This window comes from Luteibacter sp. HA06 (assembly GCF_054061215.1).
The window spans coordinates 1-16307 of record NZ_JBSSDZ010000001.1 but is presented as its reverse complement, the minus strand read 5'-3'; the positions used below and the strand labels follow the sequence as shown (position 1 = coordinate 16307).

Here is a 16307-nt window from a genome sequence, read left to right as displayed (position 1 = left end):
AGCTTCCGATGTCACAAGAAACCATCGCCCCATCCGGCGCCGTCGTGGCGCCACCCCCGAAGAGCCGTCGCGGTTTCTTCCTCAAGCTCCTGGTTGCCGTCATCGTGCTCGCCGCGATCGGCTGGACCGTCTGGTACTTCGTGGACGGCCGCTGGGAAGAAGACACCGACGATGCTTACGTCAACGGCAACGTGGTGCAGATCACCCCGCAGATCGCCGGTACGGTCACGTCCATCGGTGCCGACGACGGTGACCTCGTCCACCAGGGCGACGTACTGGTGAAGCTCGATCCGAGCGACGCCGAAGTCGCGCTCGAGAGTGCTCGCGCCAACCTCGCCAATACGGTGCGCAAGGTACGTGGTCTCTACAACAATGTGACTTCGTCGCAGGCCGATGTGGCCGTGCGCCAGACGGCTGTCGATCGTGCACGCCAGGACTATAACCGTCGTCGTGACCTGGCCAAGTCCGGTGCGATCTCCGCCGAGGAACTCTCGCACGCTTCCGACACGCTGACCTCCGCCGAGAGCAGCCTGTCCTCCGCGAAGCAGGCTTACAGCAGCAACAAGGTGCTGGTCGACGACACCGTTGTCGCGTCGCATCCGGACGTCCGCGCCGCAGCGGCCAAGCTGCGTTCGGCGTACCTCGACGATGTTCGCGCCACGCTGGTCGCGCCGGTGGATGGCTACGTTGCCAAGCGCACCGTGCAGGTCGGTCAGCGCGTGCAGCCCGGTGCTGCCCTGATGGCTGTCGTGCCGCTCCACGAGGTGTGGATCGATGCGAACTTCAAGGAAACCCAGCTCAACAAGATGCGCATCGGCCAGCCGGTCGAAGTGACGGCGGACGTGTACGGCGGCAAGACCGTTTACAAGGCGAAGATCCGCAGCCTCGGTATCGGCAGCGGCAGCGCGTTCTCCATCCTGCCGGCGCAGAACGCCACGGGTAACTGGATCAAGATCGTGCAGCGTGTGCCGGTACGCGTGGTCTTCACCGAGCCGAAGCAGCTCGAAGAGAAGCCGCTGCGCCTGGGCCTGTCGACCAAGGTCACGGTGAATCTGCACGACCAGAGCGGCCCGCTGCTCTCGACGCAGGCACCGACCAAGGCCGAGTTCTCCACGCCGATCTACGACAAGCAGCTTGCCGACGCCGACAAGGACATCGCCCGCGTGATCCACGAAAACGCATCGGCGGGTGAAGGCGAGCAGCAGAAGGCTCCGAAGTAAGGAGACGGCCCAATGAGCACCGAATTTCGACCGCCCAACCTGGCGCTGTCCACGATCGGCCTATCGCTTGCGACGTTCATGCAGGTGCTCGACACGACGATCGCGAACGTGTCGTTGCCGACGATCGCGGGCAACCTCGGCGTCAGCTCCAACCAGAGCACGTGGGTCATCACCTCGTTCGCGGTCAGCAACGCCATCGCGCTGCCGCTGACCGGCTTCCTGACGCGCCGCTTCGGTGAAACGAAGCTGTTCGTCATGGCGACGCTGTTGTTCTCGCTGGCCTCGTTCCTGTGCGGTATCGCGCAGAGCATGACCATGCTCATCGTCTTCCGCGCCATCCAGGGCGCGGTGGCCGGCCCGATGTATCCGATCACGCAGAGCCTGCTGATTTCGATTTATCCACCGGCGAAACGAGGCATGGCGCTGGCCCTGCTTGCGATGGTCACCGTCGTCGCGCCCATCGCGGGCCCGATCCTTGGCGGCTGGATCACGGACAACTACACCTGGCCGTGGATCTTCTTCATCAACGTGCCGATCGGCATCTTCGCCAGCTTCGTCGTGGCGAACCAGATGAAGGGACGCCCGGAAGTCACCGAGAAACCCAAGGTGGATTACGTCGGCCTGATCACGCTGATCATCGGCGTGGGCGCGTTGCAGGTGGTGCTCGACAAGGGCAACGACGAGGACTGGTTCTCGTCGCCCTTCATCATCGTCACCGCCATCATCGCGGCGATCGGCCTGGCCGTATTCCTGATCTGGGAACTCACGGACAAGGACCCGATCGTGAACCTGAAACTGTTCCGGCATCGGAACTTCGCCATGGGCACGCTATGTCTGGTGCTGGCCTACGCGGCCTTCTTCGCGATCGGCCTGCTGGTGCCGCAGTGGTTGCAACGAAACGTCGGGTACACGTCGACGTGGGCGGGTCTGGCGGCGGCGCCGCTGGGCATCATCCCGGTGATCCTCACGCCCTTCGTCGGTCGCTACGCGCACAAGTTCGACCTGCGTGTACTGGCCTCGGGTGCCTTCCTGGTCATGGGCGCGACGTGTTTCATGCGCTCGGAGTTCTATCTCGACATCGACTTCTACAGTGTCGCGATGGTGCAGCTGATCCAGGGCTTGGGCGTGGCGTTGTTCTTCATGCCGATCCTCAGCATCCTGCTCTCCGACCTGCAGCCGCGCGAGATCGCGGCAGGCTCCGGCCTCGCCACCTTCCTGCGTACGCTGGGCGGCAGCTTCGCGGCATCGCTGACCACGTTCCTGTGGGATCGACGGGCCATCGTCCACCACGAGCGGTTGACCGAAACGATCACCCCGTTCGACCCGACGGCCCAGCAGGCGCTGACCACCATCGGCCACGGCGATCCGCAGTACGCGACCTCCGCACTGAACGCGATGATCACCAACCAGGGCTATCAGATCTCGTTCAACGAGGTGTTCCGCCTGCTCGGCTACGTGTTCATCGCACTGGTGTTCGTGGTGTGGCTGGCCAAGCCACCCTTCGCCGCAAAAGCGGGACCCGCCGCCGCCGGCCATTAAGACGTAGCAAGCACTTGTGGGAGCCGCTGAAGCGGCTCCCACATCGCCGGAGGCGAGCCTGCCCTCACCTCGTCGGGTTCGCAAACAAAAAAAGCCGGCGCAACAAAGCGCCGGCTTTTCTCGTGAGACCGAACCAAACTCAGAGATCGAAACCAATACCCACCAACGCCATCGTCTCGCCGCGATTCGGCTCCTTGAAGCTGCCGTTCGAGATGTGGCGGATCTGGAAGCTCACGTTCTTCATCTGCCAGCCGAGCGTGCTGACGAACTCGTAGCTGCTGGACAGCGCCTGCGTGTGGCCGCCTGCCGTGCCGGCGACCTGGAAGCTGAAGAAGAGCGGCTGATACCAGTCGCTGTCAGTGCCGTAGTGGAAGCGCGCGCCGGCGGCGCCGAGCCAGACGTTGTTGGTCACGCCCGGGCTGTAGTCGGCGTAGTGAGCAATGTGGCGACCGTTGATGTAGCCGACCGAGACATCGGGTGACCACGTGAAGCGGCTCTGGCCAATCTGGTAGGCGTTGAAAACGGATTCAAGGAAGAAGACGTTGGTGCCGTGGGTGTCCATGTAGCTGCGGCCACCCTGGATTTCCAGGTGGGTCTCGGCAGCCGCGGGGACGGCGACGGCAGAGAGTGAAAGGGCGGCCAGCAGGCCAAGAGCGAGGCGGGACGAGCGCATGGGGGAGCAGTCCTTATGAGGAGCGTTTGTTTGTAAACCGGATCGTTCGGTAAATAGCGTCCAGCAAACGTGAACGAAAGAGGGTACTTAAGAATATTCGTGCCGATATTGCATTCCCCTTTCGTATGTGAAGGCGTTCGCTGCCCCGGGGGTCAAGACGACAGGCCGCCTGCCGTTACAGACGTACAGGGCTCCGCCGCCGTACCGGCCGCGGGAACGGCGGCGTTGGGGCACAAGGGGGCGTGACGGTGGAAGGCGCGATGGACAGGGGTGCGGCGACGTTGCGCGCCCGGCGTATCCGTCTGACCACCTGGGGCGTCTCGCTCGGCCTCACCGTGGGCCTCGTCGCCCTGGTAGCCATCCTCCAGGTGGAGGCCTACCGCGGCATGCTCGCCAACGGTCGCCGTCAACTCGTCGCGTCGGCCAATGGCACGGTACGCATGGTCGATCAGGACATCGACGCGAGCCTCGGGCCCTTGCTTGCCTTGCGCAACTCGGTAGGCAGTTCCGAGCCGGGTCCGCTGCACATGGGCCTGGCTGAAGTGCAGGCACGGCATCCTGAGTTACCGACCTTCGTCGCGCTGGATGCCGAGGGCAGCGTGCTCGCCTGTACCAGCGTTCCCCTGATGAACTGGCGCGAGAGCTTTGCCGCTCCCCGTCGCGAAGCGCTGGGGGCCAGCGTGCGCGTCGTTGTCGTGGACGGCCACGACGGTACGGGTGCGTCGATCCGCATCCTTGTCGACTCGCGCGTCGCGGAGCCAGCGGCCTTCGGCACCCTGATCGACGAAGCGCGGGTGCGCGATGGCATGAGCCACTCGATGCTCGGCGAGAGCGCGGAGATGGCCGTGTTCTCGCTGGATGGTCGACGTTTCGCCAGCAATCGCCAGGGCGCGGGTGCGCGCTGGACAGGCCCGGCGCCGACGGTGGGGGCGAGTGGACAGCACGCTGACGACGCGACCCTGTACGCATGGTCGGCGTCGGCGCGTTACCCGTTCGCCGTGCAGGTCGGCATGGAACGCGCGGGCATTTTCGACGAGTGGTTGCGGCAGGCGCGCTCGTCGATGCTGGCGACGTTCGCGCTTGTTCTGCTCCTCAATGCGTTCGCGGCGGCCTTCGATCGCGCCTATCGCCGGCAGAGCCGCCTCATCCATGCGTTATCAATGAGCACGCTTCATCAGCGCGACACCGATCGCGACCTTGCCGCCAGCGAGGCGGCTTATCACCAGCTGATGACGCGCATGCCGCTGCCCGTGATCATCGTGCGCAACGACCGCATCGAGTACGCCAACCTGCTCGCCGAGGAACGGCTCGGCCAGGACGGCGCGACCCTGGTCGGCCGGCATGCGGCGGAATTCATGGACGCCGATGCCCTGGAAGCCATGCGTGGCGGCGCACCCGAAGGCAGCAGCGTCACCTGTTGGCTCAATCCCGAAGACGGCATGCCTTTCGAGGCCGAGCTGGCGCTTTCCGACTACCGCGATTCACGCGGCCGCGGCACGCTGGCCATTATTCGTGACGTGACCCAGCAGCGGCGTTACGAGGAACGGCTGAACCACCAGGCGACACACGACGAGCTCACCGGCCTGCCCAACCGCCGCGCCTTGCGCGAAAAGCTGGAGCAGCTGGTCCGCCAATCTCTAAGCGATGGCACCGGCCTCATGGTGCTGTTCATCGACCTGGACCATTTCAAGTTCATCAACGACGCGCTCGGGCATGCCCTGGGTGACCAGGTGCTGCGCGACGTTACGTTGAAGCTGGGCGATGTACTCGACGGCCTCGGCCATATCGGCCGCTTCGGCGGCGATGAATTCGTCGCGATGCTGCCGTTCACCTGCTCGCCGGCACGGGCGCTCGACGTGCTCCCACGCATCCAGCGCGCCATCGAAGAGCCGCTTGAAGTGGGCGGGACGATGCAGCGGCTGAAGTGCAGCATCGGCGTGGCGTTCGGCTCACGCGACGGCTCGGACGCGGACACGCTCATCCGTAACGCCGACACGGCGATGTACGACGCCAAGCGTTCGGGACGGCACACGTGGAAGCGCTATTCGGCCGACATGCACGCGACGGCCATGGCGCGCCTCACCGTGCTCTCGCGGTTGTCCGGTGCGAATCTCGACAACGAGCTGGCGCTCGCCTGGCAGACCCAGCATGCGGGTGACGATGGCCGGGTCATCGGCGTGGAAGCGCTGTTGCGCTGGCCGTCCGCGCCGGGGGACCTGGGCACGCCCGACAAGCTGGTGCCGTTGCTGGAAGAGACCGGCGCCATCGTGCAGATCGGCCAGTGGGTGCTACGCGAGGCCTGCCGGCAACAACGGCGCATCGCCGAACTGCTGGGTCCGGACTGCCGGATCGCCGTGAACATCTCCGCGCAGCAGCTGGTGCACGTCGACCTCGTCGCCGAGGTGCGCCAGGCACTGGCCGAGACGGGCGCGAGCGCGTCATCGCTGGAGCTGGAGCTGACCGAAAGCGCCTTCATGAACGAGCCGGCGCGCGCGATCCGGACCCTGCACGAGCTACGCGCGATGGGGGTGAGCATTGCACTGGACGACTTCGGCACGGGCTATTCGAACCTGACCTACCTGTCCCGGCTCCCGCTGGACAAGATCAAGATCGACCGCCACTTCACCAGCGCCCTCCTGCAGGAGGATGTCGACGCATCCATCTGCCGCTCGATCGTCTTCCTTGCCCGCAGCCTCAATCTCGAGGTGGTCGCCGAGGGCGTGGAGACCGATCGACAGCGACGCTGGCTGCTCGACGAGGAATGCACGTCGATGCAAGGGTTCTTCTTCTCGCGTCCGGTATCGATCGACGAGCTGGGCCGCGCGGCGCGTGAGGTCAGCCCGACCTGAGGCGGTTGTTCCCCCGGCGCGCCAATGTGTTCTTCCCACGGCGATTTATCCCCAGGGCGACACCCCCTACATTGATCAGGGAAGGCAACCGCCTCCGCTGCATCAGGTATTCGTCATGCCTCGCGCCCCCGCCCTGTTCATCTCCCACGGTGCCCCGACCTTCGCGCTGGAGCCGGGCCTGCTTGGCCCACGCCTGACGGAAATCGGCGAGCGGTTGGCGAACGCCATGGCTATCGTGGTCGTTTCGCCGCACTGGCAGACGGGCGGTATCCGGGTGACCGGCGCGGCCATGCCGGCCACGATCCACGACTTCGGCGGGTTTCCGCCTCCGCTGTATGCCCTTACCTATCCCTCGCCAGGCTCGCCGGGGCTCGCCTGCGAAACGGCCTCGCTGTTGATCGACGCAGGCTTCGTTGCGATCGTCGATCCGGAGCGCGGCTACGACCATGGTGCGTGGGTGCCGCTACGTTATCTGCGGCCGGATGCGGACGCACCGGTGATCCAGGTATCGATGCCTCACAACCTGGATACCGCGGGCGCACTGCGCCTGGGCAAGGCACTGGCGCCGCTGCGCGACCGGGGTGTGGTCATCGTCGGCTCGGGCAGCCTCACGCATAACCTCTACGAAGTGCGGCGCTCGGGGGAAAACGCCGCGTATGCCAGCGAGTTTGCGGCCTGGAGTCGCAAGGCGGTACTCGAAGGCAATACCGACGCGCTGCGCGACTACCGCCGCCTTGCGCCGAGTGCCATCCGTGCGCATCCGACCGAGGAGCATTACCTTCCGCTCCTCGTTGCGGCAGGTGCCGCCGGCACGGATGCCCCCACCGCTATCGATGGGGGCATGACCTACGGCGTCCTCTCGATGGACTCCTACGCTTGGGGCCTGTAGCCCTTTGTGAGAGCCGGCTATGCCGGCGATGGCGTTGAGGGAATCTGGCTATCGCCGCTGAAGCGGCTCCCACATGGAAACCATGGAAGCCATGGAAGCTATGGATTCCATGGGCTTTCATGGCCCGCACGGCTTGCTTAGATCTGCGCCTGGCCGCCGTCGACGAACAGTTCGATGCCGGTGATGTAGCTGGCTTCATCGGAGGCGAGGAAGGACACGGCCTTGGCGATTTCGTCCGGCGTGCCGGTGCGGCCCAGCGGCGTGATGCTCTCGACGTACGCGCTGTAATCGGCGATCTGCTGCTCGCTCATGCCGAGCTCCGACGTGTACGCCGGCGTGACCACGGTGCCGGGCGCAACGACGTTGACCCGGATGTCGCGGCCCTTCAGGTCGCTGGCCCAGGTGCGTGCGAAAGAACGCAGCGCAGCCTTCGTGGCCGCATAGACACCGAACGCCGGCGCACCCTTGATCGACACCATCGAGCCATTGAGCACGATAGCCGAGCCCGGGCCCATCAGTTCGAGGGCCTTCTGCACGGTGAACAGCGTGCCTTTCACGTTGATGCCGAAGTACTTGTCGAACTGTGCTTCGCTGATCTGCCCGAGTGGCGCGAATTCACCGCCGCCCGCGTTGGCGAAGAGAATGTCGAGCCGGCCGCTCTGCTCGCGAATGGTGGCGAAGATGCGATCGAGGTCCGCAGCCTTGGCGATGTCGCCCTGGATCGCGGTGACACCGATGGATGCGGCCGCGGTATCCAGTTCCGCCTGGCGGCGGCCGGTGATGTAGACGGTGGCGCCTTCGCGTACGAAGCGTTCCGCCGTGGCGAGGCCGAGGCCGGAGCTGCCGCCGGTGACGAGGACGATCTTGCCGGCGTGGCGGGTGGTGTGGACGTTGCTGGTGGCGAGGGTATGCATGGTCTTCGGCTCCGATGACCGCGGCGCGGTCGATACACACAAGATGGTTATTCGATGTCCGTGGATAAATAATCGGATTGCGATTTCATTATTCCTGTTGGGGAACAACCATGGACCACCTCCTCGCCATCCGCGTGTTCGGCCGGCTCGTGGAGACCGGCGGCTTCGGCCGTGCCGCCGATGCCCTGCGCATGCCCAAGTCCACGGTGACCAAGCTGATCCAGGGACTGGAGGCCGAGCTCGGCGTGCGCCTGCTCGAGCGGACCACTCGCCGCGTGACGGTCACCGCCCAGGGCGCCGCCTATTACGAGCGCACCCGCCAGTGGCTGGCCGAGCTGGACGAATTCGAGACCACCCTCGCTGGTGGCCGCAACAACCCGGTGGGCAGCCTGCGTATCGACACCGGCGGATCGGTCGCGGCCGGCCTGATCATTCCTGCGCTGCCGGCCTTTCGTGCGCGCTATCCCGGCATCCACGTCCAGCTCGGCGTGACCGACCGTACGGTGGACCTGGTCAGCGAAGGCATCGATTGCGCCATTCGCAGCACGGGGGACGATCCCAACCTGGTCACGCGGCAGATCGCGGAGCTGCCCTGGACCTTGTGCGCCACGCCTGCTTATCTGGCCCGGCGCGGCACGCCTGCGGCGCCCGAAGACATCCTCCGCGACGGCCATGACGTCGTCGGCTATTTTTCCGCACGTAGCGGACGCATGCATCCGCTACGGTTCCGCGAAGGAGAACGAACCTTCGAGTTCGCCTTTTCCGCTGCCGTGGAAGTCAACGAGAGCAACGCGCACACGGCAGCGGCGATCGCTGGCCTCGGACTCGTCCAGGCGCTTGGGTTCACCGTGGCTGGACACGTAGCGCGGGGGGAACTGGTCCCGGTGCTCGACGCATGGCAGCCCGCGCCGCTTCCGGTGTACCTCGTCTATCCGCCGGATCGTCGGCACAATGCGCGCCTGCATGCGTTCGCCGAGTGGGTCGCAGAGCAGGATTTTACCCGGGGGTATTGACGGATCATTTGATCCGGGTAATATCTGTGCATCGCACCTGTTGCCCGGAACACCCCATGACCACCTTCGTCGCCTTTCATGGCATGACGCGCCTTGCTGCGGGATCGCTTTCGGCCGTCGTCGAGCGCTGCAAGCATTTGCTCGATGCGCAGCCCGATGCCTCGCCGATCATCTACGACGACAGCACGGGCCGCCCTGTCGACATCGACTATCGCGGCACCACGCATGACGTGTTGGCCAGACTGCCCGGCCAGGAAGCACCTGCCAAACGCGGACCCGGCCGGCCGAAGCTCGGCGTCGTGGCGCGCGAGGTCACCCTCCTGCCGCGGCACTGGGGTTGGCTCGCAGCGCAGCCCGGCGGAGCCTCCGTCGCCCTGCGCCGGCTGGTCGAAACCGCGAGCCGCGAGCAGGCACCGGCGGATCGCCTGCGCCAGGCCAGCGAGGCCGTGGACCGCGTCATGATGGCGCTGGCGGGGAACCTGCCGGACTACGAAGAAGCCTCCCGCGCGTTCCATCGCAGCGACCGCGTGCGCTTCGACGCGCTGACCAACGCATGGCCACCGGATATTCGCGATTACGTGCGCGTGCTCGCCGCTCGCGCGGGCGGTGACGCATGACGCCACCGGCGAAACGCGCTGCGCTGACCGAAGGTCCGATCGCCCGCACCCTGCTGCTCTTCTCGCTGCCCATCCTCGGGGCAAACGTCCTGCAGTCGCTCAATGCGTCGATCAATGCCGTGTGGGTCGGTCACTTCCTCGGCGAGTCGGCCTTTGCCGCGACATCCAACGCCAACCTGATCCTGTTCTTCCTGCTCGGCGTCGTGTTCGGTATCGGCATGGCGACGACGATCATGGTCGGGCAGACGGTAGGCGCGCACGACATTCCCGAGGCCAGGCGCGTCGTCGGTACGGGCCTGGGTTTCTTCGTTGCCATCTCGCTGCTGGTCGCTATCGGCGGCTTCATCGGCACGCCGGCCATGCTTCGCGCCATGGGCACACCGCACGATGCGCAACCCTATGCCATCGAATACCTGCGGATCATCTTCGTCGCACTTCCTGCGATGTACCTCTATACCTTCCTTGGCATGACGCTACGCGGCGCGGGTGATTCGCGTACGCCCTTCGTCTTCATGCTGGTCTCGGTCATTCTCGATGTCGCCCTGAATCCGCTTTTCATCTTCGGCCTCGGCCCGGTACCGGCGCTGGGTATCGCCGGTTCCGCCGTGGCGACCCTGATTGCGCAGACGAGCACGTTGCTGGCGTTGCTTGTCTGGCTGTACAGGAAGAAGTATTTCCTGTGCATCCATCGCAACGAGCTGCGCCTGCTCGTGCCGGATCTCACGATCCTGAAGAGCCTGCTCGCCAAGGGTCTGCCGATGGGCGCGCAGATGGTCGTGATCTCGTCGTCGGCGATCATCATGATGTCCCTGGTCAATCGCCACGGTTCACAGACCACCGCCGCGTTCGGTGCCGCGTCGCAGCTCTGGACCTACATCCAGATGCCTGCGCTGGCGATAGGCAGTGCCGTGTCGTCCATGGTCGCGCAGAACGTGGGCGCGAAACGCTGGGACCGTGTGGCCGGCATCGGTCGTGCTGGCGTGCTGACCAACTTCGCGCTGACCGGCAGCCTGGTGCTGGTCATCTACCTGTTCAACCGTGCGGCGCTGGCCTTGTTTCTCGGTAGCGACAGCTCGGCGATCGGTATCGCCCAGCACCTCAACCACATCGTGGTCTGGTCCTTCCTGCTGTTCGGCGTGACCTTCGTGATGTTCGGTGTCGTGCGCGCCACCGGCGCGGTGATGCTGCCGCTGGTGGTGCTGATCATCTCGATGTGGCTCGTACGCTATCCGTTCGCCGCCTTGCTCGAACCGGTCATCGGTGCGGATGCGATCTGGTGGAGCTTTCCTGTCGGCTCACTCGTCTCGCTGGCGATCACGACGGTGTATTACCGCCGTGGCACCTGGAAGAAAGCCCATATGTTGCCCGCCACCCCACCGCCCGTCGCCGCGCCAGAGCCCGTCGTCTGAATGGTGGGAGCCGCGGCTCCCACAAGGGCCGCCTTATGTGGGAGCCGCTTCAGCGGCGATGCCCCGACCGTTATCGGCAGCCTTGCGAATCTTCAGCCAGCGCTTATACCGACGCTTCAACAACCGACGGTGCTTGCGCCGCGCCACGCGAATCCGGCGGTCGTGGTTCCACAGGTAAATCGCCGGCGTACTCAGGAGCGTCAGCAGCTGCGACACGAGCAGGCCGCCGACGATGGCGATACCGAGCGGACGGCGCATCTCCGAACCCACACCGAAACCAATCGCCAGCGGCAACGCCGCGCCCATCGCCACCAGGGTGGTCATGGTGATAGGGCGGAAGCGCACCAGCGCGGCCTGGCGGATCGCCTCCACCGGCGACATGCCGTACTCGCGCTGGGCCACGAGTGCGAAATCGACCATCAGGATCGCATTCTTCTTCACGATGCCGATCAGCAACAGCACCGCGATGATCGTCATCAGCGTGAGTTGCTGCTGCGTGATCAGCATGGCGAGGAAGGCGCCCGCGCCCGCGGCCGGCAGCGTCGAGATGATCGTCAACGGATGCCCGAGGCTCTCGTAAAGGATGCCGAGCACGATGTAGACGGCGAGGATCGCACCGATCAGCAACACCATCCCGTTGGATTGGGCGTCTTTCAGGCGCTGGTTCGTGCCGGTGAAGTCCATGCGGATCCCCTCGGGCAGGTTGAGCTGGCGTACGGCCTCCTCGACCATGGTGTTGCCCTTGTCCGGAGCGATCTTCGGCGGAAGGTTGTAGGTGATGTCGGCCGATTCGAGCTGGTTCTGGTGCGTGATCGTGGTCGGCGTCGCGACGGGCGCGATCTTTGCCAGTGCGGACAACGGCACCATGACGCCCGTGGCGCTCTTCACGTAGGTATTCAGCAGGGCATCGGGGCTCAACGTTTGCGCCGCGGCTGCCGTGAGCACCACCCAGTACTGGTTGATGTCCGAGTAGATGATCGATACCTGACGCTGGCCGAAGGCGTTATAGAGAGCGGAATCGACCATGCCCATGCCCACCGACAGGCGCCCCGCCGAATCGCGGTCCACCTGGAGCATCTGCTGCTTGCCGACCACGTCGAAGTCGCTGCCGACATCCTTGAACTCGGGAATCGTGCGCATCTTGCGCACCAGCTTCATCACCCAGGGCTGGAGGTTCTCGCCGCCGGTACTGATCAACTGGAAGGAATACTGCCCACGGTTGCCGTTGTTGCCACCGCCGCCGAGGAACTGCACGGGACTCATGAACACCTGGACGTCGGAGAGCTTCTCGTAGTCCTTGCCCAGTCGCTCCATGATCTCCTTGATCGACTCCTTGCGATATCCCGGCCCGCTGCCCTTCGGCTTGAGGTCGATGAACATCAGGCCGGTGTTGCCGACGGCCGCGCCGTCGTTGCCGCTGCCAAGGATGGTATTGACGTCGGCGACCGAGGGATCCTTCTGCATGATGTCGCCGACCCGCTTGAGGCGGCGTGACATCTCGTCAGGAGAGATGTTCGCGTCCGCCGTCACCTCGGCCTGCATCATGCCGGTGTCCTCATCAGGCATGAAATTGCCGCCGGCGGTCTTCACCACGGCGAAGCCGAGCCCGAAGGTGGCGATAAGCAGGATCAGTGGCTGCCAGCGCATCACCCTCCGATGCCGCATGGCCCAGTCGAGCGCGCGTTCGTACGTGGCGAGAAGTCCACGATCGAAACGCTCGAGTGACCGCTCCCAGCGGCTTACCTTGCGATCGGCCTCGTCATGCTTGAGATACCGGGCGCACAGCGCCGGCGTCAGGGTCAGCGAGACCACGGCCGAGATCACCACGGCAGCGGCAAGCGTCACCGAGAACTCGCGCAGCAGCTTGGTGATCATGTTGTTGCCGAACAGCAGCGGCGCGAACACGGCGATGAGCGACAGCGTGATCGAGACGACGGTGAACCCGATCTCCCGTACGCCCTCCAGCGCGGCTGGCATCGGAGCCGTGCCCCGCTCCATGTGCCGAACGATGTTCTCGATGACCACGATGGCATCGTCCACGACGAAGCCGATGCACAGCACCAGCGCCATCAGCGACATGGTGTTGAGCGTGTAACCGAGTATCCACATCACCACGAACGCACCGGCCAGCGAGAGCGGCACGCTCAGCGTGGCGATCAGGGTGGGGCCGAGACGGCGCAGGAACACCATCATCACCAGCACCACCATCACGATACTGATGAGCAGCGCGACCTTTACCTCGTGCAGGGCCGACTGGGTGGTCTGCGTAAGATCGAAGATCGGGGTGACCACGGCATCGGCAGGCAACGACGACTGGAAGCGCGGCAACGCGGCGCGGATCGCCTCGGCGGTGGCGATGGAGTTAGCTTCTGGCCGCTTGCTGATCTGCATGGTGACCGAGCGTTCGCCCTGGAACCAGGCTGCCTGGTACTGGTCCTGCTCGCCGCTGGTCACTTTGGCGATGTCCGACAGGCGCACCGGCACGTTGTTACGCACGGCGATCAGGATCCTGGCGAAGTCTTCCGGCTCACGCAGGCCATCGTTGGCCGTCACGGTCATCTGCGTCTGGCCGTCGGAAAGCACGCCCTGCGGGGAATTCACGTTGGCCGCGTTCAGCGCATTGGAGACATCGTTGGCCGTGAGCTGCTTCGAGGAAAGCGCGTTGGTATCGAGCTCGATACGCACCGCATGCGGCGTGCCGCCGAACACCTGTACGCGCGACACGCCGTCGATCTGCTTCACGCTCGGCATGATCAGCGTATTGACCACGTCGAAGAGCTTGTCCGGCGGCATCGTCTTCGAGGTGAAGGCGACAAGCAGGACGGGAATCTGGCCGGTGTCGAACTTGAAGTACTGCGGCGGCGTCGGCATGCCGGCCGGGAGGTCGGCCGCGGCGGCATTGATGGCCGCCTGCACGTCGCGCGCGGCGGCATCGGTGCTGCGGTCCATGGTGAAACGGACACGAACGAAACCCGCGCCTTCGGAGCTGTTCGAGTACATCTGGTCGACGCCCGGAATCTGGCCGAGATGGCGTTCCAGGGGCGCGATGATGGTCGACGCCATGGTCTGCGCGTTGGCGCCCGGCATCTGGGTCTGGATGAATACCGCCGGCACCTCGATCGAGGGCAGCGCCGCCACGCCCAGCAGCATGTACGCGATAGCACCGGCAAGGGTCAGCCCCGCCGCGAGCAGCGACGTACCGATTGGCCGGCGAATGAATGGTGCAAAAAAGTTCACGACACTTCCTGTGATCGCGGGAAGCATACCCGCGCCCGTGGACTTTATGACGGCACGGCGACCGTGTCGCGTGTGCCTTTAGTGGGGGCCCTGCCGGAAGGCAGGGGTGTTGCGTTCATTTATATCGAGGCAATCGCCGCTGAAGCGGCTCCCACAAAAGCCGCTCCCACAAAAGCCGCTCTGTGTGGGAGCCGCTTCAGCGGCGATGGGGTTGCCTCAATGGTCAGGGGGCCTCAACGCGCCGGCGAATACCGCACGGTCAGGTAATACGTCCGCCCCAGCTGGTTGTAATACGCGGCCGTCTCATAGTTACGGTCGAACGCATTGGCCAGGCGACCCTGAACGCTCCAGTCGCTGTCCACGTGCCAGGTGGCACGCAGGTCGGCCGTCGTGTAACCGCCCAGGCGGGTCGTGTTGGCGGCATCGTCGTAGCTGTAACCGGCCGAGTAGACCGAGCCGCCGATGGTGAACGCGCCGAGGTCGCGGTCCAGGTCCACGCGGGCCGTGCGCTTCGGGCGACGGGCCAGCAGGTTGTTGTACTCGTCGCCGTGGTCGCGGTCCTTCGGCTGCTGCAGGGTGCCGTAGGCACGCAGGTGCCAACCGTCGACGTCCGCGCCGAGCTGGCCTTCGACACCGCGGACGCGCGCCTTGCTGACGTTGATCGGGATGAAGTTGGCGTCGGAGCCGATCAGGTCGTTGAACCGCGTCTGGTAAGCATTGACCGACCAGTTCCAGATGCCCGGACGAGCCGACAGGCCGATCTCGGCGGTGCGCGACTTCTCCGGGCTCAGGTTCACCGGGGCGCCGTACGGGTAGTACTCGTCGTTGAAGGTCGGCGCGTGGAACGCGGTGCCGTAGGAGGCGGTGACCTTCATGCCGTTGTCGAAGCGGAAACCGTACGCGGCCTGGCCGGTGGTGTGGTTGCCGAACTGGTTGTTGTGGTCGTGACGCGCCGACAACTGGATCTCGTTGGCGCCGAAGATGCCCTGGTACAGCGCGAACACACCGGTGTTCTCGCGCGTGTCCCTGAGGTAATCCGTGTCGCTCTTCAGCTTTTCCTGCTGGTAGTCCACGCCGACGCTCAGGGTCTGGCCCGGGGCGAGGGTGAAGTCGTTCTGCCAGGACGCCTGGTTGCGCTTGGAGTAGAGGTAGCCGACGCGTGCCTTGTCGACGCCGTAGTTCACGAAGTCCAGGGTCTTGTCGGCGCCGTTGAGGTAATTGTCGGCGCGATCCTGGTTCTGGCCCAGGCTGATCGACATGCGCCAGTTCTCCAGCGCATTGAACGCGAGCTTGGTGCCGGCGACCTGCTGCGTGCGGCGGGTCAGGTTCTGGAAGTCGCCGTCATACTCGATGTCGCCCTTGCTGCGCAGCCAGCTACCGGTGAGCTCGGTGCCGTCGTCCCAGCGATAGCCGCCGGAGAGCGCGCCGTTGTAGGTGCGGTAGGCGTCGTGGTCGGGTTCGTCGGTGAAGCAGCCCTTGAAGGCCTCGCCCGCGCCGACGCGGCAGGCATTGATACCCGAGGTGTACTGGCCGCCGAGGCTGGCGTTGTACCAGCTGTGCTGCGTGCCGCCCGACAGGCCGAACTGGCCGTCGGTGTAGCCGTGGCTGCCACCGGTGACCGAGAGCGACGGGGTCGGCGCTTCGCCGGCCTGGCCGTGGCGGGTGAAGATCTGGATGACGCCGCCGATGGCGTCGGAGCCGTACAGGCTCGACTGCGGGCCACGCACGATCTCGATGTGATCGATCTGGTCCACCGGCAACTGCTCATACGCCGGGATGCCGGCGCCAACCGTGCCGACACGCACGCCGTCGAGCAGGACCAGCGTGTGCGAGGAGTTGGTGCCGCGCATGAAGAGCGAGGTCTGCTGGCCGATGCCGCCGGAGTTCGCCATGACGATGCCGGGGAGGCCGGTGAGCAGGTCCTGCACGCTGACAGGCTGCAGGCGC

General features: G+C 65.2%; 11 protein-coding genes. 7 read left to right on the top strand and 4 right to left on the bottom strand.

Annotation, left to right across the window (positions count from 1 at the left end):
* Window positions 1-8 precede the first annotated feature (8 nt).
* Both ACVWWJ_RS00055 and ACVWWJ_RS00050 read left to right on the top strand, forming a co-directional pair.
* A complete protein-coding gene (locus ACVWWJ_RS00055) occupies window positions 9-1220 on the top strand; it encodes an efflux RND transporter periplasmic adaptor subunit (RefSeq protein ID WP_159890288.1) in 1212 nt (403 codons plus the stop codon).
* Window positions 1221-1232: 12 nt separating this feature from the next.
* Window positions 1233-2759, top strand: a complete 1527-nt coding sequence (locus ACVWWJ_RS00050) for a DHA2 family efflux MFS transporter permease subunit (RefSeq protein ID WP_159890290.1) — start codon at window positions 1233-1235, stop codon at window positions 2757-2759.
* Between the two features lie 139 nt (window positions 2760-2898).
* Here ACVWWJ_RS00050 and ACVWWJ_RS00045 read toward each other — a convergent pair whose 3' ends face one another.
* Window positions 2899-3432, bottom strand: coding sequence for an acyloxyacyl hydrolase (locus ACVWWJ_RS00045; protein WP_159890292.1), 534 nt, complete (start codon window positions 3430-3432; stop codon window positions 2899-2901).
* A gap of 260 nt (window positions 3433-3692) precedes the next feature.
* Here ACVWWJ_RS00045 and ACVWWJ_RS00040 point away from each other — a divergent pair, with 260 nt between their 5' ends.
* Both ACVWWJ_RS00040 and ACVWWJ_RS00035 read left to right on the top strand, forming a co-directional pair.
* Window positions 3693-6281 (top strand): EAL domain-containing protein, encoded by a 2589-nt coding sequence (locus tag ACVWWJ_RS00040; protein ID WP_456966312.1) that lies wholly within the window; start codon window positions 3693-3695, stop codon window positions 6279-6281.
* 115 nt (window positions 6282-6396) lie between these two features.
* Window positions 6397-7170: a dioxygenase family protein gene (locus tag ACVWWJ_RS00035; protein WP_456966311.1), complete on the top strand. Its 774-nt coding sequence runs from the start codon at window positions 6397-6399 to the stop codon at window positions 7168-7170.
* Between the two features lie 137 nt (window positions 7171-7307).
* Here the strand turns inward: ACVWWJ_RS00035 and ACVWWJ_RS00030 are convergent, their stop codons facing one another.
* Window positions 7308-8084, bottom strand: coding sequence for an SDR family oxidoreductase (locus ACVWWJ_RS00030; protein WP_159890344.1), 777 nt, complete (start codon window positions 8082-8084; stop codon window positions 7308-7310).
* A gap of 110 nt (window positions 8085-8194) precedes the next feature.
* Here ACVWWJ_RS00030 and ACVWWJ_RS00025 point away from each other — a divergent pair, with 110 nt between their 5' ends.
* From ACVWWJ_RS00025 to ACVWWJ_RS00015, 3 genes are read left to right on the top strand one after another with little or no spacing between them, the layout of a single operon-like run.
* Entirely contained in the window at window positions 8195-9097 is a 903-nt protein-coding gene (locus ACVWWJ_RS00025; protein ID WP_456966310.1) for a LysR family transcriptional regulator, read from the top strand.
* Window positions 9098-9153: 56 nt separating this feature from the next.
* The gene (locus tag ACVWWJ_RS00020; RefSeq protein WP_159890298.1) at window positions 9154-9714 is read left to right on the top strand and encodes a DUF2239 family protein; all 561 of its coding nucleotides are present in this window, start codon (window positions 9154-9156) and stop codon (window positions 9712-9714) included.
* Entirely contained in the window at window positions 9711-11123 is a 1413-nt protein-coding gene (locus ACVWWJ_RS00015) for an MATE family efflux transporter (RefSeq protein WP_159890300.1), read from the top strand. Before ACVWWJ_RS00020 ends, ACVWWJ_RS00015 begins: the two co-directional genes overlap by 4 nt.
* A gap of 33 nt (window positions 11124-11156) precedes the next feature.
* Here ACVWWJ_RS00015 and ACVWWJ_RS00010 read toward each other — a convergent pair whose 3' ends face one another.
* Both ACVWWJ_RS00010 and ACVWWJ_RS00005 read right to left on the bottom strand, forming a co-directional pair.
* Window positions 11157-14360 carry an efflux RND transporter permease subunit gene (locus tag ACVWWJ_RS00010; RefSeq protein WP_159890302.1) on the bottom strand — a complete coding sequence of 1068 codons (3204 nt, stop codon included), beginning with the start codon at window positions 14358-14360 and terminating at the stop codon, window positions 11157-11159.
* 233 nt (window positions 14361-14593) lie between these two features.
* The coding region (locus ACVWWJ_RS00005; RefSeq protein ID WP_456966309.1) for a TonB-dependent receptor domain-containing protein at window positions 14594-16307 on the bottom strand (1714 nt) is incomplete at its 5' end.